Source organism: Oryzomicrobium terrae (assembly GCF_008274805.1).
Classification (GTDB): domain Bacteria; phylum Pseudomonadota; class Gammaproteobacteria; order Burkholderiales; family Rhodocyclaceae; genus Oryzomicrobium; species Oryzomicrobium terrae.
The window spans coordinates 632112-657534 of sequence record NZ_CP022579.1 but is presented as its reverse complement, the minus strand read 5'-3'; the positions used below and the strand labels follow the sequence as shown (position 1 = coordinate 657534).

General features: G+C 67.6%; 20 protein-coding genes. 17 read left to right on the top strand and 3 right to left on the bottom strand.

The features are described from left to right. Positions 1-238: 238 nt before the first annotated feature. From OTERR_RS03020 to OTERR_RS03005, 4 genes are all read left to right on the top strand, one after another. Entirely contained in the window at positions 239-1168 is a 930-nt protein-coding gene (locus OTERR_RS03020; RefSeq protein ID WP_149424816.1) for a LysR family transcriptional regulator, read from the top strand. A gap of 240 nt (positions 1169-1408) precedes the next feature. Continuing rightward, positions 1409-1720, top strand: coding sequence for an ArsR/SmtB family transcription factor (locus OTERR_RS03015; protein WP_149424815.1), 312 nt, complete (start codon positions 1409-1411; stop codon positions 1718-1720). Positions 1721-1825: 105 nt separating this feature from the next. After that, positions 1826-3970, top strand: a complete 2145-nt coding sequence (gene aas, locus OTERR_RS03010; protein WP_149424814.1) for a bifunctional acyl-ACP--phospholipid O-acyltransferase/long-chain-fatty-acid--ACP ligase — start codon at positions 1826-1828, stop codon at positions 3968-3970. Next, a complete protein-coding gene (locus OTERR_RS03005) occupies positions 3967-5853 on the top strand; it encodes an MFS transporter (RefSeq protein WP_149424813.1) in 1887 nt (628 codons plus the stop codon). The genes aas and OTERR_RS03005 overlap by 4 nt, the downstream gene beginning before the upstream one ends. Positions 5854-5899: 46 nt before the next feature. Here the strand turns inward: OTERR_RS03005 and OTERR_RS03000 are convergent, their stop codons facing one another. Continuing rightward, complete coding sequence (locus OTERR_RS03000; RefSeq protein ID WP_054621038.1) at positions 5900-7405, bottom strand: sensor domain-containing diguanylate cyclase; 1506 nt, start codon at positions 7403-7405, stop codon at positions 5900-5902. A 116-nt stretch (positions 7406-7521) separates the two neighbouring features. On the opposite strand from OTERR_RS03000, the gene ubiA reads away from it, so the two are divergent. The 9 genes from ubiA to katG all read left to right on the top strand — a co-directional run bounded on the left by ubiA (position 7522) and on the right by katG (position 18698). Continuing rightward, positions 7522-8397, top strand: a complete 876-nt coding sequence (gene ubiA, locus OTERR_RS02995) for a 4-hydroxybenzoate octaprenyltransferase (protein ID WP_054621037.1) — start codon at positions 7522-7524, stop codon at positions 8395-8397. A gap of 8 nt (positions 8398-8405) precedes the next feature. Continuing rightward, positions 8406-9683, top strand: a complete 1278-nt coding sequence (locus OTERR_RS02990; protein WP_223115989.1) for an HD-GYP domain-containing protein — start codon at positions 8406-8408, stop codon at positions 9681-9683. Continuing rightward, positions 9680-11164: a 4-hydroxy-3-polyprenylbenzoate decarboxylase gene (gene ubiD, locus OTERR_RS02985; RefSeq protein WP_149424812.1), complete on the top strand. Its 1485-nt coding sequence runs from the start codon at positions 9680-9682 to the stop codon at positions 11162-11164. The genes OTERR_RS02990 and ubiD overlap by 4 nt, the downstream gene beginning before the upstream one ends. Further along, positions 11161-11772 carry a GNAT family N-acetyltransferase gene (locus tag OTERR_RS02980; protein ID WP_246154300.1) on the top strand — a complete coding sequence of 204 codons (612 nt, stop codon included), beginning with the start codon at positions 11161-11163 and terminating at the stop codon, positions 11770-11772. Before ubiD ends, OTERR_RS02980 begins: the two co-directional genes overlap by 4 nt. 126 nt (positions 11773-11898) lie before the next feature. Next, positions 11899-12306, top strand: a complete 408-nt coding sequence (locus tag OTERR_RS02975; protein ID WP_054621033.1) for a DUF4870 family protein — start codon at positions 11899-11901, stop codon at positions 12304-12306. A gap of 121 nt (positions 12307-12427) precedes the next feature. Next, positions 12428-13117 (top strand): sensor histidine kinase, encoded by a 690-nt coding sequence (locus OTERR_RS02970; RefSeq protein WP_054621032.1) that lies wholly within the window; start codon positions 12428-12430, stop codon positions 13115-13117. 26 nt (positions 13118-13143) lie between these two features. Then, complete coding sequence (locus OTERR_RS02965; protein ID WP_149424810.1) at positions 13144-14775, top strand: tetratricopeptide repeat-containing response regulator; 1632 nt, start codon at positions 13144-13146, stop codon at positions 14773-14775. Positions 14776-14990: 215 nt separating this feature from the next. Next, a complete protein-coding gene (gene sfsA / locus OTERR_RS02960) occupies positions 14991-15746 on the top strand; it encodes a DNA/RNA nuclease SfsA (RefSeq protein WP_054621030.1) in 756 nt (251 codons plus the stop codon). A gap of 819 nt (positions 15747-16565) precedes the next feature. Further along, the gene (gene katG / locus OTERR_RS02955) at positions 16566-18698 is read left to right on the top strand and encodes a catalase/peroxidase HPI (protein ID WP_246154294.1); all 2133 of its coding nucleotides are present in this window, start codon (positions 16566-16568) and stop codon (positions 18696-18698) included. A gap of 101 nt (positions 18699-18799) precedes the next feature. Here the strand turns inward: katG and OTERR_RS02950 are convergent, their stop codons facing one another. Continuing rightward, complete coding sequence (locus OTERR_RS02950; RefSeq protein ID WP_149424808.1) at positions 18800-19738, bottom strand: LysR family transcriptional regulator; 939 nt, start codon at positions 19736-19738, stop codon at positions 18800-18802. A 228-nt stretch (positions 19739-19966) separates the two neighbouring features. Here OTERR_RS02950 and OTERR_RS02945 point away from each other — a divergent pair, with 228 nt between their 5' ends. Continuing rightward, complete coding sequence (locus OTERR_RS02945; RefSeq protein ID WP_054621027.1) at positions 19967-20407, top strand: RidA family protein; 441 nt, start codon at positions 19967-19969, stop codon at positions 20405-20407. Between the two features lie 49 nt (positions 20408-20456). Here the strand turns inward: OTERR_RS02945 and argH are convergent, their stop codons facing one another. After that, positions 20457-21857, bottom strand: a complete 1401-nt coding sequence (gene argH, locus OTERR_RS02940) for an argininosuccinate lyase (protein WP_149424807.1) — start codon at positions 21855-21857, stop codon at positions 20457-20459. 83 nt (positions 21858-21940) lie between these two features. Here argH and OTERR_RS02935 point away from each other — a divergent pair, with 83 nt between their 5' ends. From OTERR_RS02935 to OTERR_RS02925, 3 genes are read left to right on the top strand one after another with little or no spacing between them, the layout of a single operon-like run. Then, the gene (locus OTERR_RS02935; protein WP_054621025.1) at positions 21941-22987 is read left to right on the top strand and encodes a sensor histidine kinase; all 1047 of its coding nucleotides are present in this window, start codon (positions 21941-21943) and stop codon (positions 22985-22987) included. 30 nt (positions 22988-23017) lie between these two features. Continuing rightward, positions 23018-23869 carry a LytR/AlgR family response regulator transcription factor gene (locus OTERR_RS02930; protein WP_054621024.1) on the top strand — a complete coding sequence of 284 codons (852 nt, stop codon included), beginning with the start codon at positions 23018-23020 and terminating at the stop codon, positions 23867-23869. Then, complete coding sequence (locus OTERR_RS02925) at positions 23866-25395, top strand: mechanosensitive ion channel family protein (RefSeq protein ID WP_149424806.1); 1530 nt, start codon at positions 23866-23868, stop codon at positions 25393-25395. The genes OTERR_RS02930 and OTERR_RS02925 overlap by 4 nt, the downstream gene beginning before the upstream one ends. Positions 25396-25423 lie beyond the last annotated feature (28 nt).

Genomic DNA, 25423 nt, shown 5'->3' with positions numbered 1-25423 from the left:
GGCGAACAACGGATGAAAGGCCGGGAAGCGGCGGAGACGGGCGACCAGCGCCCCATCCCCGGCGCTTCGCACCGCGGAGAGCGGGAAGCGGAGACGACGGACCGGAATACCGGTGGAGCGCCGGGCCTGCCTGGTGTCTCCGCCGGCAGTCGCGGGCGGGGTGGCAGTACTGGTAGGATCGCCGCGAATATGCCATAACACCAATACCGTTTATCGCCATTACCCATAACGAACCGGCATGCCTAGCCTGCGCCAGATCCGCTATTTCCTCGCCGTTGCCGACCTGGGGGGCTTCACCCCGGCGGCGGCGGCCCTGTTCGTCGCCCAGCCGGCCCTGAGCCGCCAGATCGGCCAGCTCGAAGCCGAACTGGGTTTTGCCTTGTTCGTGCGCGAGCCCCGGGGGGTGCGCCTGACCCCGGCCGGCGAACTGTTCCGCCAGCGGGTCGCCGGCATGGCCGACGGCCTTCAGGCGGCAGCCGACGACGCCCGGCGCCTGGCCCAGGGTGAAGGGGGCGTGCTGCGCCTGCTCCATTCCAGTTCGACGCCCCTGGCCGGCGCCCTGCTCGCGGCCCTGCGCGACTTCACCGCCGCCCGCCCCGGGGTGCGGGTGGATCTGGACCGGCTTTCCTCCGAACAGCAGGTCGGCGCCCTGGCCGCCGGCCGGGCCGACCTGGGGCTGGTGCGCCTGCCCCTGCTGCGCCGCGACCCGGCGGTGCGCCTGCGCCCCCTGCCCGAAGAACGGCTGTGGGCGGCCCTGCCCGCCGAGCATCCCCTGACGGCACGCCAGGAACTGGCCCTGGCCGACCTGGCCGGGGAAGCGTTCGTTTCGGCGGTGCATCGGGAGCGGGGCGGCCTCGCCCGGCGGGTCACCGACCTGTGCCTGGAGACGGGCTTCACCCCGGTAATGGCGGCGGCCACCTCGCGCAAGACCAGCCAGCTGCACCTGGTGGCGGCCGGCTTCGGCGTCGCCCTGATCCCGGACGCCATGGCGCCCCTGCTGCCGGCCGGGGCCGTGCTGCGCCCCCTGGTCGGTGCGCACGGGACGCCCACCGCCCAGGCGGCCCTGGCACTGCCGCCCACCCCCTCGCCCCTGGCCGAGGCGTTTGCCGAAGCGCTGGTGAAGGCGTGGCGCGGGCTGGGCGCTCAACCCGGTTTCAAGCCAGCCTGATTTCCCCTGCATACGAGGGCTGCCTCCAGGTTGATAGCCGTGGGAGCGGAAACGCTACTCTGCGGCCCCCAATCCGTATCCGCGCAAAGAAGGCGGCCAGGCCGAGAGCGGCACACGAGCAGCATCGACAGTGCCGCCCTCCCTGTCGGAACGGTAGCGATGGCCCTGCAGCGACGTTCATGCCCGACGACATCACCGCCAGTATTGACCCAACACATCGATACAACTAAGATCATCGACATGAAATCCGACTACACTCAGGCCCTCCCCCCCGAATGGCGCGGCATGTCCAAGGTGTTCACCGCCTTGGGCGACGAGCACCGCCAGCGCATGCTGCTGCTCTTCGAGAAGGGCGAGCGGCTCAATGTCGGGCAGATCGCCGAAGCCTCCACCCTGACCCGCTCCACTGTCTCGCACCACCTGAAGATCCTGCGCGAGGCCGAGGTGCTGGGTTCGGAGAAGGTCGGCAAGGAGGTGTTCTTCTGGATCAACCGGCCGTTCCTGGAGGAAACCCTGGGCAACGTGCTGGACTACGTGCGTAACGAGGCCTAGGCCCGGGCATTCCCCGGCCTCTTTTTTTGCCCCTATATAACGAAAAACTTAGTCATTTGATTATTTATTCGGGATGGCATAATCCCGCCCTTCCTGGGAGCCGCGATGTTTAAAACACTGTTCAAATCCTTGCTGCGGACGCTGGCCCGCCTGCTCTTCCGCATCCGCTGCACGGGCGACCCATCGGCCCTCACGGCCGAGCGCCTGCTCATCGTCGCCAACCACGAGTCCTTCCTCGACGGGCTGCTGCTCGGCCTGTTCCTGCCGGTGAATCCGGTGTTCGTGGTGCACACCGGGGTGGCCCGCTCCTGGTACTTCCGCCTGGTGCTGTCCCTGACCGACTACCTGGCGGTGGACCCGACCAGCCCGATGGCCATGAAGAAGGTCATCAAGCTGCTGGAAACCGGCCGCCCGGTGGTGATCTTTCCCGAGGGGCGCATCACCCAGACCGGCAGCCTGATGAAGGTCTACGACGGCCCGGCCTTCGTCGCCGCCAAGACCGGTGCCACGGTGGTGCCGGTGCGCCTCGACGGCGCGGCGCGCAGCTACTTCTCGCGAGTGTCGGGCAAGTACCCGAAGCAGCTCTTCCCGCACATCCGCCTCTCCATCCTGCCCGCTACCGTCATCCCCATGCCCGCGGCGCCCACCGCCAAGCTGCGCCGGCGCAAGGCCGGCGAGGCGATGCGCCGGGTGATGCAGGAGATGCTGTTCGCCTCGCACCCGCGCCAGACCCTGTTCGCCGCCCTGTGCGACGCCGTCGAGATCTTCGGCCGCCGCCGGCGGGTGCTGGAGGACATGAAGCAGATCGAGTACTCCTACCAGGACCTACTCAAGATGAGCCTGATGCTCGGCCGCCTGGCCGCCCGGGAGAGCACCGAGGGCGAGCGGGTCGGGGTGCTGCTGCCCAACCTGACCGCCACCGTCGGGCTGCTGCTCGGCCTCACCGCCCAGAAGCGGGTGCCGGCCATGCTCAACTACAGCGCCGGCAGCGAGGGCATGCAGGCCGCCTGCGACGCCGCCCAGGTGCGCACCGTCATCACCTCGCGCCAGTTCCTGGAAACCGCCAAGCTCACCGACAAGGTGGCGGCGCTCCACAACGTGCGCCTGGTCTACCTGGAAGACCTGGGCAAGGGCGTCACCCTGTGGGACAAGCTGTGGCTGATCGGCTACGCCCTGTGGCTGCCGCGCTGCACCGCCCGGCCGGCCTCACCGGAGGATGCGGCGGTGGTGCTGTTCACCTCCGGCTCCGAAGGCAAGCCCAAGGGCGTGGTGCTGTCGCATCGGGCGATCCTGGCCAACATCGCCCAGGTGCGGGCGGTGATCGATTTCTCGGTGGACGACAAGGTGCTCAACGCCCTGCCGGTGTTCCACTCCTTCGGCCTCACCGCCGGCACCCTGCTGCCGGTGCTCACCGGCGCCAGCCTGTTCCTCTACCCCTCGCCCCTGCACTACCGGATCATCCCCGAGCTGGCCTACGACCGGAACTGCACCGTGCTGTTCGGCACCAGCACCTTCCTCGGCAACTACGCCAAGTTCGCCCACCCCTACGACTTCTACCGGCTGCGCTACGTGGTGGCCGGCGCCGAGAAGCTGGCCGAACCGGTGCGCGCCCTGTGGTTCGAGAAGTTCGGCATCCGCATCTTCGAAGGCTACGGCGCCACCGAAACCGCCCCGGTGCTGGCGGTGAACACCCCCATGGCCTACCGCACCGGCACCGTCGGCCAGCTGTTGCCGGGCATCCACGCCAAGCTGGTGCCGGTGCCGGGCATCGACGCCGGCGGCCTGCTCCACGTCAGCGGCCCCAACCTGATGTCCGGCTACTACCGGGCGAGCGCCCCCGGCGTGATCGAGCCGCCCCACTCCGAGGCTGGCCCGGGCTGGTACGACACCGGCGACGTGGTCGAGATCGACGACGACGGCTTCCTGCGCATCGTCGGCCGGGTCAAGCGCTTCGCCAAGGTGGCGGGCGAGATGGTCAGCCTGGAAGTGGTGGAAAAGCTCGCTGCCGCCACCGCCCCGGGCGCCGCCCACGCCGCCTCCAGCCAGCCCGACGCAGCCAAGGGCGAAGCCCTGGTGCTGTTCACCACCGACCCGGCCCTGACCCGGGACCAGCTCCTCGCCGCCGCCCGGGACAAGGGCGTCCCGGAACTGGCGGTGCCGCGCAAGATCGTTATCATCGACGCCCTGCCTCTCCTGGGCACCGGCAAGACCGATTACGTCAGCCTTAAAAAAATGGCGGAGGCCGCATGAGCGGACAATTCAAACTGCTGCAGGAACGCCGCTTCCTGCCCTTCTTCGGCACCCAGTTCCTCGGCGCCTTCAACGACAACCTGTTCAAGAACGCCCTGGTGGTGCTGCTCACCTTCCAGGCGGCCAGCTGGACCAGCCTCGATCCGGGCATTCTGGCCAACCTGGCGGCGGGCATCTTCATCCTGCCCTTCTTCATCTTCTCGGCCACCGCCGGCCAGCTCGCCGACAAATACGACAAGGCCCGCCTGGCCCGGCTGGTGAAGGTGCTGGAAATGGCCATCATGGCCCTGGCCGGCGCCGGCTTCGTGCTGCACAGCCTGCCGGTGCTGCTCTTCGCCCTGTTTCTGCTCGGCTGCCACTCCACCCTGTTCGGCCCGGTCAAGTACGCCATCCTGCCCCAGCACCTGCACCCGGATGAGCTGGTGGGGGGCAACGCCCTGGTGGAGGCGGGCACCTTCGTCGCCATCCTGGTGGGCACCCTGGCCGGCGGGCTCTTGGCCGGCGCCGGGCACCCGCTGTGGGTGGCAGGGGCCGGTCTGGCCGTGGCCCTGCTCGGCTACCTGACCAGCCGCGGCATCCCCGCTGCCCCGGCGCCGGAACCGGATCTGGCGATCAACCTCAACCCGTTCTCCGAAACCTGGCGCAACGTCGGCTTCGCCCGGGAGAACCGCACGGTGTTTCTCTCCATTCTCGGCATCTCCTGGTTCTGGCTGTACGGCGCCCTGTTCCTCGCCCAGTTCCCGGCCTACGCCAAGAACGTGCTGGGGGGCAGCGAAACCACGGTCACCTTGCTGCTCGCCACCTTCACCGTCGGCATCGGCCTGGGTTCGCTCCTGTGCGAGCGGCTCTCGGCCAAGCAGGTGGAGATCGGTTTGGTGCCCTTCGGCTCCATCGGCCTCACCCTGTTCGGCCTGGACCTGGCCTGGGCCTCGCCCGACGCCTTGAGCCTGGCCAGCCATGCCGCACCTCTGGGCGTGGCGGAGCTGCTGGCGGTGCCCGGTACCTGGCGGGTGCTGATCGACCTGATGCTGCTCGGGGTGTTCGGTGGCTTCTTCATCGTGCCCCTCTATGCCCTGGTGCAGCTGCGCAGCGCCCCGGGCCACCGGGCACGCATCATCGCCGCCAACAACATCCTCAACGCCCTGTTCATGGTGGCCGGCGCCCTGGGTGCGGCGGCCCTGCTCGGCGCCGGGCTGTCCATCCCCCGGCTGTTCGCCCTGGCCGCCGCGATCAACGCCGCCGTGGCCCTGTACATCTACCGGTTGGTGCCGGAATTCCTGCTGCGCTTCATCGTCTGGATGCTGGTGCACACGGTCTACCGGCTGGAAAAGCGCGGTCTGGAGCACATTCCGGCGGAAGGCCCGGCCCTGCTGGTGTGCAACCACGTCAGCTTCGTGGACGCCCTGGTGATCATGGCCGCCTGCCCCCGGCCGATCCGCTTCGTCATGGACCACCGCATCTTCAAGGTGCCCGTGCTCAACTTCGTCTTCCGCACCAGCGGGGCGATCCCCATCGCGCCGGAAAAGGAGGACGCCGCCCTCAAGGAGCAGGCCTTCGCCCAGGTGGCCGAAGCCCTGGCCGCCGGCGAACTGGTAGGCATCTTCCCCGAGGGCGGCATCACCGCCAACGGCGAGATCGGCCCCTTCCGCCCCGGCACCGCCCGCATCCTGCGCGACACCCCGGTGCCGGTGGTGCCCCTGGCGCTGCAAGGTCTGTGGGGCAGCACCTTCTCGCGCAAGGACGGCCCGGCCATGAGCCGGCCGCTGCGCCGGGGGCTGTTCTCGCGCATCGCCCTGGTGGGCGGCGCGGCCCTGCCGGCAGAGCAGGCCAGCCCGGATGTGCTACGAGACAAGGTCGTGGAATTGCGCGGCGCGCGGGCCTGAGCGGCGCGGAGCCCGCCCCCCCTGGCGCCCGGGGCGACGCGGGAGCCTAGCCTGCCCGGACGCAGTTGCGTCCGTCCGCCTTGGCGGCGTAGAGGGCCCGGTCGGCCCGGGCCAGCAAGGCATCGATATCGGCATCAGCCGGCGTAAGGGCGGCCACGCCGAGGCTGGCGGTGAAGCCCAGGTTGGCGCCGGGCAGGGTGATGACGATCCCGTCGACCAGGGCGCGCACCCGCTCGGCCACCTGCAGCGCCGCCTCCTGATCGGTATTGGGCAGCAGGATGGCGAACTCCTCGCCGCCGAAGCGGCTCAACACGTCGATGCTGCGCAGGCTGCTCCGCACCACCCTTGCGAAGGCCACCAGGGCAGCGTCCCCTGCCGCGTGGCCGTGGGTGTCGTTGATGCGCTTGAAGTAGTCGAGGTCGGCGACGAGCACCGCCAGCGGCTGCCCGTAACGCTTGGCGCGGGCGAACTCGCTGCCCAGCAGATCGAGGAAGCGGCCCCGGTTGGCGCAGCCGGTGAGGATATCGGTGGTGGCCAGACGCTGCAGCTCGGCATGGTGCCGGGCCAGCACCGCCAGGGAACGGGCGAGGCGCCAGGCAAAGAACAGGGCGCCGAAACTGAGGATCAGGGCCAGGCCCACCACCACTTCCAGATGCCGGCGCCAGGGGGCGAGGCTGGCGTGGAACTCGCTGGTGACGGCCAGCACCAGGGGATAGTCGGGCAGGGTCGAATAGGCCATCAGGCGGCGCTGGCCGTCCACACCCGACGCCGCAATCATGGCGAATCCGCTCGGCGCCTTGGGCAGCAGGGTGGTGAAGGTGTAGTTACCGGAAAAATTCTTGCCGATGACCTGCTCGTTGAACGGCGCCCGCACCAGCAGCGTGCCGTCGCGGCGCACCAAGGCAATACTGCCCCCTTCCGGCATGCGCGCAGCCTCGTAGAGTTGGGCCAGGGCGTCGTGCTCGATGCTGGCGAACAGCACCGTCACCCCGCTCGCCGGGGTGGACAGGCGCCAGGCCAGGGGAATGATCCAGTGACCATTGAGGCGGCTGACCACCGGATCGGCGATCACCATCTTGCCCGGCTCGCCGGCCATGGACTGGCGGAAATAATCCCGGTCGGACACGTCGCGCACCGGCAGGGTGCCCCGGGACGGCACGAAGAACAGGCCGCCCTGGGCATCGATCAGGCGGATGTCGATCACCCCGTTGCTGCGCTGGCGAAAGCCCTCCACCAGGGCAATGAAATCGGCGTCGGTGCGCGGATCGATACCGGGGCGCGCGGCCAGCCAGCGGTCCGCCACCGCCATGAAGACCTCCGCCATCTTGAACAAGGCATCGGTCTGGGCCTGGGTGACCCGGTTCAGGCGGACCAGGGCGTCTTCGTTGTGGCGCTGGGTCTCGCGGTAGGAATCCAGCCCCCAATAGGCGACCAGCCCCCACAGCCCGAGCAGGAACAGCAGGGTGCTGACGAACACGGTGCGTACCGCCCGCGCTTCGGCCAGACGGCGGCGTTCGTTGCGCTGAATCGAGGAAGAGGAGGAGGTCGGCACAGGGGGATTCCGGAATAGCAGGCCAATTTTACCGTACCGCCCCGGGTACGCCCTTAGCCGGGCGAAACGACCGGGGAGGGTAGAATCCCGCCTTTCCCCTTTTTTTCCCCGGCGACATGTCATCGATCACCTGGCGCGAACGGCTCGACCACTATGAAAAGCTGATGCGGTTGGACAAACCGATCGGCACCCTGCTGCTGCTCTGGCCCACCCTGTGGGCCCTGTGGTTCGCCGCCCAGGGGCGCCCGTCCTGGGTGCTGGTGTGGATCTTCGCTCTCGGCACCCTGCTCATGCGCTCCGCCGGCTGCGTCATCAACGACTTCGCCGACCGCAACTTCGACCCCCACGTCGAGCGCACCAAGGACCGCCCCCTGGCGGCGCGCAAGGTATCGAGCAAGGAGGCCCTGACCCTCTTCACCGGCCTGTGCCTGGCCGCCCTGGCCCTGATTCTGCCCCTGCAGAACATGCTGGTGCTGGGCCTGGCGGTGGTCGGCGCCTTCCTCGCCGCCTCCTACCCGTTCACCAAGCGCTTCTTTGCCATCCCCCAGGCCTACCTGGGCATCGCCTTCGGCTTCGGCATCCCCATGGCCTACGCGGCCCAGACCCACGCCGTACCGGCCCAGGCCTGGTGGCTGCTGCTGGCCAACGTCTTCTGGGCGGTGGCCTACGACACCGAATACGCCATGGTGGACCGCAACGACGACCTGAAGATCGGCATCAAGACCTCGGCCATCACCTTCGGCCGCTACGACGTGGCCGCCGTCATGGTCTGCTACGCCGTCTCCCTCGGCCTGGTCGGCTGGGTCGGCTACGGCCTGGGCATGGGCCTCCTCTTCTACGCCGGGCTGGCGGTGGCCGCCGGCATGGCGGTGTACCACTACTTCCTGATCCGCGGCCGGGAGCGCATGCCCTGCTTCCGCGCCTTCATGCACAACAACTGGCTCGGGGCCGCGATCTTCCTCGGCGTCGCCGCCGACTACGCCCTGCGCTGAGCATCGCCATGAACACGCTCCACCGGCGCGCCGCAACCCGCCTGTTCCTGGCCTGGCTCAGCATCAGTCTGCTGATCGGCACCGGCGTGGTGGTCTTCAAACTGGAGCAGATCGACGCCTATGTCTCATCGCTGGCGCTGACCGAAGCGCAGCGCTTTCCCCTGGCGGAACTGGAAGCCTTCAACCGGGGCCAGACCAGCGTTGCCACGGTTGAAGGGCACGTGCGCGAGCTGACCAAGGGCCGCTTCGCCATCGTCGAGCTGTACGGCCCGCAACGGGAAACCATCACCGAGGTGGTCCAGCCCGGCAGCCAGGCCATCGAGGACGCGCTGCGCCCCTACGCTCACCCGTTCCCCCTCGGCGACGAGGTGCATTACATCCGCCGCGAGATCGATGACCAATGGGTCGTGCAAGTGGTGGTCCCCCTGCGGGTTGCCGACGGCCCCCTGGCGGGCTATCTGGAAGGGGTTTACGTGGTCGATGCCGCCGCCCGGGCCCAGATCCGCCGCGACCTGCTGATCTCGCTGCTGGTGGTGCTGGCCGCCGTGCTGGTGACCAGCCTGGCCCTCTATCCGATCCTGATCTCCCTCAACCGCGACGTGCTGCGCTTTTCCTCCCAGGTGCTGCGCGGCAACCTGGACATGCTCGAAGTGCTCGGCAGCGCCATCGCCAAGCGCGACTCGGACACCAACATCCACAACTACCGGGTCACCCTGTACGCCCTGGAATTGGCCAAGGCCGCCGGTCTGCCGGCAAGCGATCAGCGCCACCTGGTGGTGGGCGCCTTTCTCCACGACGTGGGCAAGATCGGCATCAGCGATGCCATCCTGCTCAAGCCCGGCAAGCTCAGCGCCGAGGAGTTCGAGGTGATGAAGACCCACGTCGACCTGGGCGTGGACATCATTCAGACGTCGACCTGGTTGAACGTCGGGCGCGACGTGGTGGAGGGCCATCACGAGAAGTTCGACGGCAGCGGCTACCCCCGGGGCCTGCAGGGCGAAGCCATCCCCCTCAATGCCCGCCTGTTCGCCATCGCCGACGTCTTCGACGCCCTCACCTCGCGCCGTCCCTACAAGGAACCGATGAGCTGCGAGGCAGCCCTGTCGGTTCTCGCCGAAGGCCGGGGGCGCCACTTCGACCCGACTCTGCTCGACACGTTTTCCCGCATCGCGCCCGGGTTGTACGACACCCTGACCCCGGCCAGCGACGCCACCATCATCGACCGCCTCCGCCGCGAAGTCATTGACCTGTTCTTTGCCGGCACCCTCAAAGGAGTATCCGCGTGAAATACCGCGACCTGCGCGAATTCATCGACCAGCTCGAATCCCGGGGCAAGCTCAAGCGCATCACGGCGCCGGTGTCCACCCACCTGGAAATGACCGAGATCGGCGACCGGGTGTTGCGCGCCGAAGGCCCGGCCCTGCTGTTCGAAAACCCGGTGGATCGGGGCGGCCGCCCCCTGGGCATGCCGGTGCTGACCAACCTGTTTGGCACCGTGGAACGGGTCGCCCTGGGCATGGGCGAGGAAGGCGATGCCGTCACCGCCCTGCGCGAGGTCGGCAAGCTCCTCGCCTACCTGAAGGAGCCGGAGCCGCCCAAAGGCCTCAAGGACGCCTGGGAAAAACTGCCAGTGTTGAAGCAGGTGCTCAACATGGCGCCGAAGATGATCTCCTCCGCGCCCTGCCACGAGGTGGTGATCGAGGGCGACGACGTGGACCTCGCCCGCCTGCCGATCCAACATTGCTGGCCCGGCGACGCGGCGCCCCTGGTCACCTGGGGCCTCACCGTCACCCGGGGGCCGAGCAAGAATCGGCAGAACCTAGGCATTTACCGCCAACAAGTGATCGGCAAGAACAAGCTGATCATGCGCTGGCTGGCCCACCGGGGCGGCGCCCTGGACTTCCGCGACCATCAGCAGGCCAAACCCGGCGAGCCCTTCCCCGTGGCGGTGGTGCTCGGCTGCGACCCGGCCACCATCCTGGGGGCCGTCACCCCGGTGCCCGATTCGTTGTCCGAGTACCAGTTCGCCGGGCTGCTGCGTGGCTCCAAGACCGAGCTGACCAAGTGCATCGGCTCCGACCTGCAAGTGCCGGCCTACGCCGAGATCGTCCTGGAAGGGGTGATCCACCCCGGCGAGACGGCCCTGGAAGGCCCCTACGGCGACCACACCGGCTACTACAACGAGCAGGCCGACTTCCCGGTATTTACGGTGGAGCGCATCACCACCCGCAAGAACCCGATCTACCACTCCACCTACACCGGCAAGCCCCCCGACGAGCCGGCGGTGCTGGGGGTGGCGCTCAACGAGGTGTTCGTGCCGCTGCTGCAAAAGCAGTTTCCCGAGATCGTGGACTTCTACCTGCCGCCGGAAGGCTGCTCCTACCGGCTGGCCGTGGTCAGCATCAAGAAACAGTACCCGGGCCACGCCAAGCGGGTGATGTTCGGCATCTGGAGCTTCCTGCGCCAGTTCATGTACACCAAGTTCATCATCGTGGTGGACGACGACGTGAACATCCGGGACTGGAAGGAAGTTATCTGGGCCCTGACCACCCGCATGGACGCCACCCGGGACACCACCCTGGTGGACAACACCCCCATTGACTACCTGGACTTCGCCTCCCCGGTGGCCGGCCTGGGCTCCAAGATGGGTCTGGACGCCACCAACAAGTGGCAGGGCGAGACCCAGCGCGAATGGGGCCGCCCCATCGTCATGGACGCGGCGGTGAAGGCCCGGGTGGACGCCCTGTGGGGCGAGCTGGGGCTGTGAGCGTGCAGCGTCCGGGGAACCCGGCCAACGAGGGGACGTTGAACGGCGCCCCGGCGGCCGCCGTGACGGTGCGCCCCCTCGACCTGGACGACCCGGTCCAGGCCGTCGCCTTTCTCGACCTGCTCGACCACTACGCCGCCGACCCCATGGGCGGCGGCACTGGCCTCGCCCCGGCGGTACGTGCTGCGCTGGTGGGCGAGCTGCGCCGCCTGCCCCACTTCCACGGCGCCCTGGCCTGGCAGGCCAGAGACGCCAGCGATGCCTACGGTACCAGCGGTGCTGGCAGTGAAAACGGCAACTGCGCTGGTCAAGGCGAACACGCCGTTGGGCTGATCAACTGCTTCGCCGGCTTTTCCACCTTCGCCGCCCGGCCCCTGCTCAACATCCACGACGTGGTGGTGCGCGACGGCCTGCGCGACCAGGGCATCGGCCGCCTGCTGCTGGCCTGGGCCGAGGCCCGCGCCCGGGAGCTGGGCTGCTGCAAGCTGACCCTGGAAGTGCTGGCCAACAACGCCCGGGCCCGGGCCGCCTACGCCCGCGCCGGCTTCGCCCCCTACGTGCTCGACCCGGCCGCCGGCAACGCCCTGTTTCTGAACAAGCCGTTGTGACCCGGCGCTGCGCCGTGCGGTAAAGGAGTGTTACCCGGGACGCCCCCCGGCCTCGGTTAGACTCGTTGCTTGGCGCGGCTGTCCGGCCACCGCCCGGCAGCCGCCCCGCCCTTCCCGGAGAACACGATGGAAAATTCACCCGCTACCCGCGACCTCGAAGGTGCCAAGGCCTGGGGCCACGTCATGTACGCCCTCCATGCCATTTCCGCGATCAGCGGGGTGCTGTCCTCGGCCACCGTGGTCGGCGCCTTCGTCTTTGGCTGGCCCTCGATCATCGCCGTCATCCTCAACTACGTGAAGCGCGACGAAGTCGCCGGCACCTGGCTGGAAACCCACTACCGCTGGCAACTGCGCACCTTCTGGTTCGCCCTGCTGTGGCTGGTCATCGCCGGAGTGCTGACCATCAGCCTGATCGGCATTCCGGCCGCCATCCTGGTGATCGCCCTGACCGGCATCTGGGTGCTGTACCGGGTGGTGCGCGGCTGGACCGCCCTGGCCGGGCGCCAGTCGATGCCGGTCCCGCCGCAAAACTGACCGGCCGTCGGCCCGGGGCGGCCGCGCTGACCCACGCCTGACATGAATCAAACGCCGGTCATCTGCCTGTGGTAAAAACGCCCCCCGTTGCCTACCACCCTCCCGCCTTCAAGGGACGACCATGACCCTGCCCGAGCCCACGCCCGACATTTCGGCTTTTCTCGCCTCGTCGGTGCACGACATGAAGAACTCCATCAGCATCCTGATCGGCGGCATGGAGAAAATCCTGGCGGCTGCCGACCGGGAAAGCCCCGAGTATCAGGACATGAGCCACATGATGTACGAGACCAAGCGCATCAATGGCAACCTGATCCAGCTGCTCACCCTGTACAAGCTCGGCAACCATCTCTACCCGTTCTCGCCCGAGGACTGGCTGCTCGACGACTTCATCCACGAAACCCTCTCCCAGCAACAGCCCCTGCTGGAATCCCGGGGTATCGCCTTCGAGGTGGACTGCGAGCCTGACCTGATCTGGCCCTTCGACGCTGACCTGGTCGGCGGGGTGGTCGGCCATGCCCTCAACAACGCCATCCACTACACCCAGAACCGCATTCGCCTGGTGGTCCGGCGCGCTGCCGAAGGACTGGAGCTGCGCGTCGAGGACGACGGCCGCGGCTACCCGCAGAAGATGCTCGACGACGGCGTGGCCGCCATGCAGGGCGTTGATTTCCAGGGCGGCAGCACCGGCCTGGGCCTCTACTTCTCGGCCATGGTCGCGCGCCTGCACCGCAACAAGGGCAAGACCGGCAGCATCCGCCTCGAAAACGGCGGCGCCTGGGGCGGCGGCTGCTTCGTGCTCTGCCTGCCCTAACGCCGGCCCCCAGTCAGGAACCCTCAATGAGCCTTCCACAACAACAACTCCCGGCAGACTTCGGCGACAAGAGCTTTCTCATCATCGACGACTTCCACGGCATGCGCAGCATCCTGCGCGACATCCTGCGCTCCTGCGGGGTGAACCCGCGCAACATCGCTACCGCCGCCAACGGCGGCGAGGCCATCGCCCTGCTGGAAAAGAACCGCTTCGACGGCGTCCTCTGCGACTTCAACCTGGGGGCCGGCAAGAACGGCCAGCAAGTGCTCGAAGAAGCCAAGTTCCGCAGCCTGATCGGCCCAGGCTGCGCCTGGATCATGATCACCGCCGAAAAGACCACCGACGTGGTCATGGGCGCCGCCGAGTATCAGCCCGACGCCTACCTGATCAAACCGATCACCGAGGCCACCCTGCGCCTGCGCCTGGACAAGATCTGGAGCAAGAAGGAAGCCTTCGCCGACATCGACCGGGCCGTGGTGGAGCAGGACTTCCTGCGCGCCGTGAAGCTGTGCGACCAGCGCCTGGCCACCGACCGCAGCAACGCCGGCGAACTGCTGCGCCTGAAATGCCAGCTGCTGCTCTCCGCCGGCGAGCACGAGCAGGCGCGCTCCCTGTGCTCGGCCATCCTAGCCGAACGGGACGTGCCCTGGGCCAAGCTCGGCCTGGCCCGGGCCCAGTTCGCTGCCGGCGAGCTGGCCGAAGCCCGCGCCCTGCTCGAAGCCCTGGTCGCCGAGAACCGCACCTTCCTGGAAGCCTACGACTGGCTGGTGGCGGTGCTCAAGGCTCAGGACGACCTGACCAAGGCGGAGGAAGTGCTTGAACAGGCGGCGCGCCTGTCGCCCAACTCGGTCACCCGGCAGAAGATCCTGGGCGAAGTGGCCCTGCAACTGGGCAAGCTCGACAACGCCGAAAAGGCCTTCCGCAAGAGCGTCGCCCTGGGCGAGCACTCGGTGCTCAAGACCGCCGACGCCTACCTGGGCCTGGCCAAGACCTGCAGCGCCAAGGACAACCCCAACGAAGCCCTGCAGGTGCTCGGCACCCTGACCAAGCAGTTCAACGACGACGAGGTCAAGGTCAAGGCCCTGGCCACCGAAGGCATGGTGCACCACAAGGCTGGCGACCCGATCGCCGCGCGCAAGGTCGCCCAGCAACTGGGCGAAGCCCTCAACCAGAGCGGCGTGCGCACCGACAGCGCGACCACCCTGGAAATGGCCGAGCTGATGCTGGTCACCGGCGAGAAGAGCCAGGCCGTCGCCCTGCTTCAGGACGAGGTGCGCAACAACCCCGAAGACAAGACCCTGCTTGGCCGCGTCCAGCAGGTGTTCGACACCGCCAGCATGGGCGCCGAGGGCTCGGCCCTGGTCGAAGCCTCGCGCAAGGAAGCCCTGGAGCTGATGAACCAGGGCGTGCTGCTGGTGCGGGACGGCAAGTTCGACGAAGCCCTGGCCGCCCTGCGCACCGCCTGCGAGCGCCTGCCCAGCAACGTCCGGGTGCTGCTCAACTTCGCCCACCTGGCCCTCGGCATCATGCAGAAGACCGCCGTGGATCCGGCCCTGGTGGACGAAATCCGCGAGCGCCTGCTCACCGTGCGCCGCCTCGCCCCCGGCGAGAAGCGCTGCGCCCAGTTGATGAGCCAGCTTGACACCCTGACCCGCTGACCCGGCGGGTCACGCGACCGGCGGGCTGCATGGTCCTTATGGCCCTCATGCCTCGCCTGCCCCGCCGGTCGATCCTTCAGCAACACGGAAGCATCCCGCAGCCCCCCCCAAGGTCCGCGCCAGTCGCGGACCTTGCCGCTTGCTCGGGCGCAATGCTTAAGTCACCCTGATCGATCGCCAGCCCCCTGCCCCCCCCGCACTCACCCGACGCCCCCATGGAATTCTCTCCCACCCTGGTCCCCGGCCGCCTCGTCCTGCGGCGCAACCGCTTCGTCGCCGAGGTGAGCCTCGACGACGGCCGTCTGGTCGAGGCCCACTGCCCCAACACCGGCGCCATGCACGGCTGCAAGGCCCCGGGCAGCCGGGTATGGCTGTCGGCGGCGACCAACCCGGAGCGCAAGCTGGCCTGGACCTGGGAACTGGTGGAACCCCTGGAAGCCCCCGGCGTACTGGTGGGCCTGCACACCGGCCGCACCAACGCCCTGGTGCGCGAGGCCATCGAGGCCGGGCGCATCGCCGAACTCACCGGCTACGGCGCCATCCGCGCCGAAGTGCCCTACGGCGGCGACAACGGCCGGGGCGGCAAGCGCAGCCGCATCGACCTGCTACTCGAAGCCCCCGACGGCAGCCGCCCGCCCTGCTACGTGGAAGTGAAAAACGTCACCGCCATCGCCGACCCCGGCCCCCACAGCCGTGGCCTGGGCTTCTTCCCCGACGCGGTGACCGAGCGCGGCACCAAGCACCTGCGCGAACTGATCGACGTGGCCGCCGCCGGCCAACGTGCCGTCCTGTTTTTCTGCGTGCAGCGCGGCGACGTGAACGAAGTGCGCCCCGCCGACCACATCGACCCGCTCTACGGCCGCACCCTGCGGGAAGCGATTGCCGCCGGGGTCGAAGCCCTGGCCTACGCCGCCACCATCACACCGGACGCCCTGAATCTGGAGCGGCGGCTGGCGGTGGTCTGCCCCTGAGCGGAATCGTCACGGCGCCGGTTGGTGGGCTGCTGGCTCACCAAACCCCGCGCCAGCATTGGTTCTCCTGGCAGGCGCCTTGTAGATCGAGCATTGGCGCGGATCTCCAGAGCATCACCTCGAAGATCAAGATTTGGCGCGGGTTTCCAGCGAGGCATCCTAAAATCCGCCCCCCCCTATTCCCCGTCCCCCAATCCCCCATCGCTCACCGGAAGCCGCCGCAAGCGGAAGCGCTGTGTTTCGCCTGGACGGCGAGCCCGCGCCCCCGCCGGCAGGCCGGTGAAACTGGCCTACCGGTGCCCTGCGCTACTCGCCCGGGACGGGGGCTGCGGAACTCGGCCTGCGGCCTCAAACGGTCCTCGCCCTTTCCCGTCCCGACCTGCGTTGCTCGGCGGGCCAGAAGGGCACACGGGGCGCTCGGCAACACACGGGCGCACGATTTCGGCGCTGCCGGGAGCGCCACGCCGCCACGCCTAGCGCACCATTTGATGCACTGCCCGGAAAGCCACGCCAGGCGCGGAGTGTGACGTTATGCCCCGAAAGAGCCCCGGCAGGAGGGAGACACGCCCCCACAAAAAACGCCCCGGGATCAATAATTTTTAGCTATCAACAATATCACTTTAATTGTTTTGCACTTTCGCCGCCACACCACAAAAATGACAACACCGCGGCTATAGTGACCAGAGCGGCGGCCATCCCGGCCACCTGTCCGGCAGCTTAAAAGGTCGCACAAGCAGTCCACTCATCCCGCAAAAAAAGGAGCGAAAGATGGCGAACACGAGCGCGCACCCTGCTAATCCCGCTGGCCAATGCCCCGTCATGCACGGCAGCACGACCTCGGCGAGCATGTCGAACGCGGCCTGGTGGCCCAAGGCGTTAAACCTGGACATCCTGCACCAGCACGACACCAAGACCGACCCGATGGGCCCGGACTTCAACTACCGGGACGAGGTCAAGAAGCTCGACGTGGCCGCCCTGAAGAACGACCTGAAGGCGCTGATGACCGACAGCCAGGACTGGTGGCCCGCCGACTGGGGCCACTACGGCGGCCTGATGATCCGCATGGCCTGGCACGCGGCGGGCACCTACCGCATCGCCGACGGCCGCGGCGGCGCCGGCACCGGCAACCAGCGCTTCGCCCCGCTCAATTCCTGGCCGGACAACGCCAACCTGGACAAGGCCCGCCGCCTGCTCTGGCCGATCAAGAAAAAGTACGGCAACAAGCTGAGCTGGGCCGACCTGATCGTGCTGGCCGGCACCATGGCCTACGAGTCGATGGGCCTCAAGACCTTCGGCTTCGGCTTCGGCCGGGAAGACATCTGGCACCCGGAAAAGGACATCTACTGGGGGTCCGAGAAGGAATGGCTGGCCCCCACCGGCAGCGAGGGCAGCCGCTATTCCGGCGAGCGCGACCTGGAAAACCCCCTGGCCGCCGTGATGATGGGCCTGATCTACGTGAACCCGGAAGGCGTGGACGGCCAGCCCGACCCGCTCAAGACCGCCCGTGACATCCGCGTCACCTTCGCCCGCATGGCCATGAACGACGAGGAGACCGTGGCCCTGACCGCCGGCGGCCACACCGTCGGCAAGGCCCACGGCAACGGCAGCGCCGCCAATCTGGGCCCGGCGCCCGAAGGGGCCGAACTGGAAGAACAGGGCCTGGGCTGGATCAACCACACGGGCCGCGGCGTCGGCCGCGACACGGTGACCAGCGGCATCGAAGGCGCCTGGACCACCCACCCCACCCAGTGGGACAACGGCTACTTCAAGCTGCTGCTCGGCTACGACTGGTGGCTGCAAAAGTCGCCGGCCGGCGCGCACCAGTGGGAACCGGTCAACATCAAGGAAGAAGACATGCCGGTGGATGTGGAGGACCCGTCGATCCGCCGCAAGCCGATCATGACCGACGCCGACATGGCGATGAAGTTCGACCCGGAATACCGCAAGATCGCCGAGCGCTTTGCCCAGGACCAGGCCTATTTCTCGGAGGTCTTCGCCCGGGCCTGGTTCAAGCTGACCCACCGGGACATGGGCCCCAAGGCCCGCTACATCGGCCCGGACGTGCCGAAGGAAGACCTGATCTGGCAAGACCCGGTCCCCGCCGGCCGCAACGACTACGACGTAGCGGCGGTGAAGGCCAGGATTGCCGCCAGCGGCCTCTCCATCGCCGAGATGGTGGCCACCGCCTGGGACAGCGCCCGCACCTTCCGCGGCTCGGACAAGCGCGGCGGCGCCAACGGCGCGCGCATCCGCCTCGCCCCGCAAAAGGACTGGAAAGGCAACGAACCGGCCCGGCTGGCCAAGGCCCTGGCGGTCTATGAAAAAATCGCTGCCGAGACCGGCGCCAGCATCGCCGACGTCATCGTCCTGGCCGGCAACCTCGGCATCGAGCAGGCCGCCAAGGCGGCGGGCGTCGACGTGGCGGTGCCCTTCGCCCCGGGCCGCGGCGACGCCACGGCGGAAATGACCGACGTCGAATCCTTTGACGTGCTCGAACCCCTGGCCGACGGCTTCCGCAACTGGCAAAAACAGCACTACGTGGTCACCCCCGAAGAGCTGCTGCTCGACCGGGCCCAGCTGCTGCGCCTCACCGCCCGCGAGATGACCGTCCTGGTCGGCGGCCTGCGCGTGCTCGGCACCAACCACGGCGGCAGCCGCCACGGCGTGTTCACCGACCGGGTCGGGGCGCTCACCAACGACTTCTTCGTCAATCTGACCGACATGGCCTACACCTGGAAGCCCGCCGGCCGGAACCTGTACGAAATCCGCGAACGCAAGAGCGGCACCGTGAAGTGGACCGCGACCCGGGTCGATCTGGTGTTCGGCTCCAACTCGGTGCTGCGCGCCTACGCCGAGGTCTATGCCCAGGACGACAACAAGGAGAAGTTCGTCCACGACTTCATCGCCGCCTGGACCAAGGTGATGAACGCCGATCGGTTCGATCTGGCCTGAGCGGTAGACGTTATAGCTCTCACCTGACCTATTTGGGCCAGGCGTCCCGTCCCCTGAAGCACGTCTCCGGGCTCCGCTTCAGGGGCGGTCTCGTATCGGCTTCACACCTTCATTTCAGCGAGCCCTGCCGCACCAACCGGAGCGTGTTGTGCCATGAGCTCTGTCACCCAGTCGATGAATACTCTCAGCTTTGCGCTGACATGTCGGTTAGGTGGATAAACCGCATATATCGGCATCGTCGCGACACGCCAACCGTCGAATAGTGTTCGCAGCTCACCGCATGCCACGTGTGCATTTGCCATGTAATGCGGCAACCAAACGATGCCCATCCCGGCAAGTCCAGCTGCGAGGTAAGCGTTACCGTCATCGACCGCCACCACATAACGGCCTTGCACAGTAATGCGCTCGTTATCACGCCACATGGATAACGGAACCGTCTTACCACTGGTCGCACGCAAGAAACCCACAATACGGTGGTCGATACCTTCCAATTCACGGGGATGAAAGGGCTCCCCCGCACGCTCCAAATAACGGGGAGCGGCATACACACCGAACTCAAGCTCACCCACACGACGGGCCATCAAGGACGAGTCGGCAAGCTCCCCGCCACGGAGAACGCAATCCACGTTATCGCCGATCACATCAACGGTCCGGTCACTCACTCCCATATCGAACTGGATGTCGGGATAGCGCGCATGAAACATCGGTAACGCCGGTATCAGGATCATGCTGGCGAGTGGGCTGGGCACATCCACGCGGAGACGCCCCTTAGGGGCTGCCACGGCATGGGACACACCGGCATCGGCATCTTCAAGGTCGGCCAAGAGGCTCACCACACGCCCGTAATAGGCCGCCCCCTCGGCGGTCACCCTGACTTGGCGCGTGGTGCGATTCAAAAGTTTGACACACAGCCTGGCCTCCAACTGTTGCACCAATTGCGTCACCGTGGTCTTGCTGATGCCAAGCGTCTGCGCTGCCTTGGTAAAGCTGCCGGCCTCCACTACGCGGACAAAGGCCTGCAGTGCATCGAAACGATCCATTTTTGCTCCTGACGCATCGATGATTGTTTGGGTATCGCAAACAGTGATTGTGCGTCTTGCTTGTTTATTGCTCAAACCGCGAGCTCTTAAAATCCATTCGTGGGATATGCCATTCAGTTGCAGAGAAAACACTGGCGGCGCGCGCGTTTTCGGATGCCATCACGTGCATTGTCGTCGCGGTGCCGCCCCCACTTCCCCCCATCCATTACATTGTGAAAGAGCCCATCCATGACTGCACGCGACGTTGTTTTTCCGGCGGGGCGTCAAGCGCTATATGAAAAGAATCGGTACTCGCCTGCGATCCGCGCCAATGGCCTTCTTTTTGTATCGGGGCAAGTTGGGAGCCTGCCAGACGGTTCGCCAGAACCCAATTTGGAAGCCCAGGTCCGGCTTGCGTTCGAGAATCTGAATGCGATCCTGTCAGCAGCCGATTGCACGTTCCAGGATGTGATCGACGTGACGATCTTCATTGTCGATCCCGCTTCGCAGCTCGAACCAATTTGGAAGGTGGTCTCCGAGTACTGGGGCGATGCACCACACCCGACGCTGACAGGTATTGGGGTAACGTGGCTCTCGGGTTTTCAGTTCGAGATCAAGGTAATCGCGAAGCTTCCAGAACCCGCAACGGACATGAGTACGCCAAGGGCCATTGCGCCGATCAGCAGATAAAAAAAGCCGCCCCACGGGGCGGCTTTTTCATTACCGGCAACGGTCTGCGTCAGACCCGGCTCTTCGCCCGCGCCACCGCCGCCTTGACCTGCTCCGGCGCGGTCCCGCCGATGTGGTTGCGCGCCGCCAACGACCCTTCGATGGTCAGGCAGGTGGCCACGTCGGACTGGACCAGGGGGGAGAAGGCTTGCAGTTCGGCCAGGGTCAGGTCGGCCAGGTCCTTGCCCTGGGCTTCGGCGGCCTTGACCGCCAGGCCCACCACCTCGTGGGCTTCGCGGAAGGGCAGGCCCTTCTTGGCCAGGTAGTCGGCCAGGTCGGTGGCGGTGGCGAAGCCTTCGGCCAGGGCGCCGCGCATGCGCTCGGGGCGGGCTTCGATGCCGGCCATCATGTCGGCGAAGATGCGCAGGGTGTCGATCACCGTATCGGCGGAGTCGAACAGGGGTTCCTTGTCTTCCTGGTTGTCCTTGTTGTAGGCCAGGGGCTGGCCCTTCATCAGGGTGAGCAGGGCCACCAGGTTGCCGTTGGTGCGGCCGGTCTTGCCCCGGGCCAGTTCGGGCACGTCCGGGTTCTTCTTCTGCGGCATGATCGAGCTGCCGGTGCAGAAGCGGTCGGCGATCTTGACGAAGCCGAAGCGCGGGTTCATCCACAGCACCAGCTCCTCAGACAAGCGCGAGAAGTGGGTCATCAGCAGGGAACAGGCGGCGCAGAATTCGATGCCGAAGTCCCGGTCGGAGACGGCGTCCAGGGAGTTCTCGCAGACGCCGTCGAAGCCCAACTCTTTAGCCACGAATTCCCGGTCGATCGGGTAGGTGGTGCCGGCCAGGGCGGCGGAGCCCAGGGGCAGGCGGCTGACGCGCTTGCGGCAGTCGAGGAAGCGCTCCTTGTCGCGCTGGGTCATCTCGAAGTAGGCCAGCAGGTGGTGGCCGAAGGTGACCGGCTGAGCCACTTGCAGGTGGGTGGAGCCGGGCATCGGCGTGGCCGCTTCCTTCTCGGCCAGCACCAGCAGGGCGGTCTGGAACTGCTGGATCAGGGCGACGATGGAATCGATGGTGTCGCGCAGCCACAGGCGGATGTCGGTGGCCACCTGGTCGTTGCGCGAACGGCCGGTGTGCAGGCGCTTGCCGGCGTCGCCCACCAGGGCGGTGAGGCGCTTTTCGATGTTGAGGTGCACGTCCTCCAGATCGAGTTGCCATTCGAACTGGCCGGATTCGATCTCGCTGACGATCTGGGCCATGCCCCGCTCGATGTCGGCCAGGTCAGAGGCGGCGATGATGCCCTGCTTGGCCAGCATCTTGGCGTGGGCGAGGGAGCCGCGGATATCCTGGCGCCACAGGCGCTGATCGAAGTCGACCGAGGCGGTGTAGCGCTTGACCAGGTCGGACATGGGCTCGGAGAAGCGGCCGGCCCAAGTGTAGTTGGCGGGAGCGGAGGAAGTGGGGGATTGGCTCATGATGGGTAGATGCATGGACTACAATGCGCGGGCCAGTCGCATCGACGCGATGCGCACAACCCGCCCGGAGCAGTCCGGAAACCATGGATAAAACGGAAAGTATACGGCAAAACCCGCCCTCCCCCCCGGGGAGCCCGGCCTCGTCCCTGCTGCCGGACACCCGCAACCTTGGGGTGTGGCTGCGCATCATGCTCGGGGTCAATGCCCTGACCATGGTCGCCGCCCTGATCAAGGCCCATCACCTGATGGACTGGCCCTGGGTGTTCATCCAGTTCGCCGCCTTCGTCGAACCTCTGCTGCTCACCGCCCTGCCGATCCTGGCGACCGGCCGCGACGCCCTGCGCCGCCTGCCGCCCCGGGCGGCCCAGGGGGCGGTGCTGCTCGGCGTGATGATGCTCACCGTGATGCTGTTCGATTTCTGGCGCTTCTTCGGCATGACCGAGGCCCGCGCCGACGAACTGGCCCGGGCCTCCCTGCTCGCCGCCGCCGGCACCGGCGTGATGCTGCTCTACTTCGAACTGCGCGCCCGGGCCTTTCCCAAGGCCGTGGCCGAGGCCCGGCTGCAGGCGCTCAACGCCCGCATCCGTCCCCACTTCCTATTCAACAGCCTGAACGCGGTGCTCGGCACCATCCGCCGCGACCCCAAGCGGGCCGAAACCGCCCTGGAAGAACTGGCCGACCTGATCCGGGTACTGATGCGCGACGCCCGGGAACTGACGCCCCTGTCCGACGAGATCGCCCTGACGCGCCAGTACCTGGACCTGGAAAAACTGCGCCTGGGCGAGCGCCTGCAGGTGGAATGGCACATCGCCGACGTCCCCGGCGAAACCCGGGTGCCACCGCTGATGTTGCAGCCCCTGGTGGAAAACGCCGTCTATCATGGCGTCGAGCCCCTCGCCGACCCGGGGCCAGTGCGCATCGCCTTCTCCCGGGACGACGACGCCATCGTCATCGCCATCGTCAACGACGCCACGCCCCAGGCCGCCCACAGCAGCGGCAACCGCATGGCGCTGGCCAACGTGCGCGAACGCCTGTCCCTGCATTTCGATTTGGAAGCCCGGCTCGACGCCGGCTTTGAAACCGGCCGTTACGTGGTGCGCATCCGCCTGCCCGTGACCGTCCCCCACTGACCGCCCTGCCTCTTTCCACCCTTCGCCACCATGACCGACGCCACTCTCAAGATCCTGCTCGTCGACGATGAAAGCCTCGCCCGGGAGCGCCTGCGCAACCTGCTCAGCGACCTGGAGCCGACCCTGCCGACCCGAGTGGTCGGCGAGGCCGAGGACGGCGAAGCCGCCCTGGCCCTGATCGTCGGCGCTGCGCCGGAGAACCGCCCCGACGTGGTCATCGTCGACATCCGCATGCCGCGCATGGACGGTCTGGAACTGGCCCAGCACCTGGTGCGCCGCCCGGAGGAATCCCCGGGGGTGATCTTCGCCACCGCCTTCGACGACTACGCCCTGCAAGCCTTCGAGGTGGACGCGGTGGACTACCTGGTCAAGCCGGTGCGCATCGCCCGGTTGGCCGCCGCCCTGGAGAAGGTTAAGCGGCGGCGCGGCGAGACCGGGGCCGCCAGCGGCAGTTCCGACCCGGCCACCCTGGCCGGGCTGCGCGACAAGCTCCAGGCCGGCGGACGGCGCTTCCTCTCCTGCCACGAGCGCGGCCGTATCCTGCTGGTGCCGGTGGAGTCCATCCTCTACCTGCGCGCCGACACCAAGTACGTGGTGGCGCGCACCCAGGAACGGGAATTCCTCCTCGACGAATCCCTGGTGCGCCTGGAGCAGGAATTCGCCGAGCGCTTCGTCCGCCTGCACCGGGCCGTGCTGCTCGCCCGCAACGCCCTGACCGGCGTGGAGCGGGCGCGCAGCGGCGAAGGCGCCCCCGGCGATACGGGCGATGCCCTGGCCGGCGGCGAGCACTGGGTGGCCCTGGTGCGCGGGCTCGACGAGCGCCTGCCCATCAGCCGCCGCCAGTGGCCCCAGGTGAAGGCCCTGCTGCGGGAACCGGCATGACCCCCTCCCTGTCCGGCCTGCTCGCCGCCTGGTGGCACGACCCCCTGAGCGAAGTCACCGGGGCGGTCCTGGTTCTCTCGCTGCTGCTCTGGGTCGGCCTGCCGATGCGGCGGCGGCGGGTGCGCAACACCGCCATCGTCTTTACCGCCTGCCTCATCGCCGAGCTGGTCGCGGTGCTGCTGGAACGCACCGGCTACCCCCGGGCCACCCGGGTGCTGCAGGAAACCCTGATCCTGGCCGAGGGTTTCATCGTCATCCGCCTGGCCGGCATGACCCTGTTCCGCCTCGCCCTGGAACGCCTCGGCATGGTCTCGCCGCGCATCGTCGAGGACCTGGTGGTGCTCCTCGGCTACCTGCTGTGGGTGCTGTCGCGGCTCTCCGCCGGCGGGGTCAACCTGACCGGCCTGCTCGCCACCTCGGCGGTGTTCACCGCCGTGATCGGCTTCGCCATGCAGGACACCCTCGGCAACATCCTGGCCGGCCTGGCCCTGCAATTCGACAGCTCGCTGCGCCTGGGGGACTGGATCAAGGTAGACGACCAATCGGGCCAGGTGACCCAGATCAAGTGGCGCTACACCTCGATCCGCACGCGCAACGGCGAGACCGTGATCATCCCCAACAGCCACCTGATGAAGGGCAAGTACATCCTCATCACCGACCCGGAACTGGGTGAGGTGCGCTGGCGCCGCTGGGTGTGGTTCTCGGTGGATTACAGCGTGCCCAGCGCCGAGGTGATCCGCCTGGCCGAGGCCAGTGTCGCCGAGGCCGACATTCCCTGCGTGGCCAAGGCCCCGCCGCCTTCCTGCGTGGTCATGGAATTCAACCCCGGCTACGTCCATTACGCCCTGCGCTACTGGCTCACCGACGCCTTGCAGGACGACCCGACCGATTCCGTGGTGCGCCGCCACGTCCTTACCGCCCTGCAGCGCCAGGGCCTGCGCATCGCCCTGCCCGACCAGGTGGTGCATGTGGTACAGGAAGGCGACAAGCACCGCCGCCACGTGCTGGAACGGGAACGGCAGCGGCGCATCAAGGCCCTGGAGAACGTGGCCCTGTTCGCCCCCCTCAACGAGGACGAGCGGCTCCAGGTGGCCGACGGCCTGGTGTACGCCCCCTTTGCCGCCGGTGACGCCATGACCCGCCAGGGCGCCGTGGCCCACTGGCTGTACATCGTCATCAGCGGCACGGCCGAGGCCTGGTACCAGTCGGAGCGGGGCGAGCACATCCTGATCGAGACCATCGAGGCCGGCCAGGTGTTCGGCGAGCTGGGCCTAATGACCGGGGTGCCCCGGGCCAACACGGTGCTGGCCAAGACCGACGTGGAGGCCTACCGCCTCGACAAGAGCACCTTCGAGGCGATCCTGCACCGCCGCCCCGAGCTGGTGGAGGCCCTCACCCCCCGGCTGCTGGCCCGCCAGCAGCAGCTCGACGCGCTACGCGCCGCCGCCAACACCGGCGAACCGCCGACCCCGCCGCGCCACCTGGGCGACATGCTCGACCGGGTGAAGGCCTTCTTCGGCCTGTAAGCCCTCCCCCGCGGCCCTAGTCCCTAGC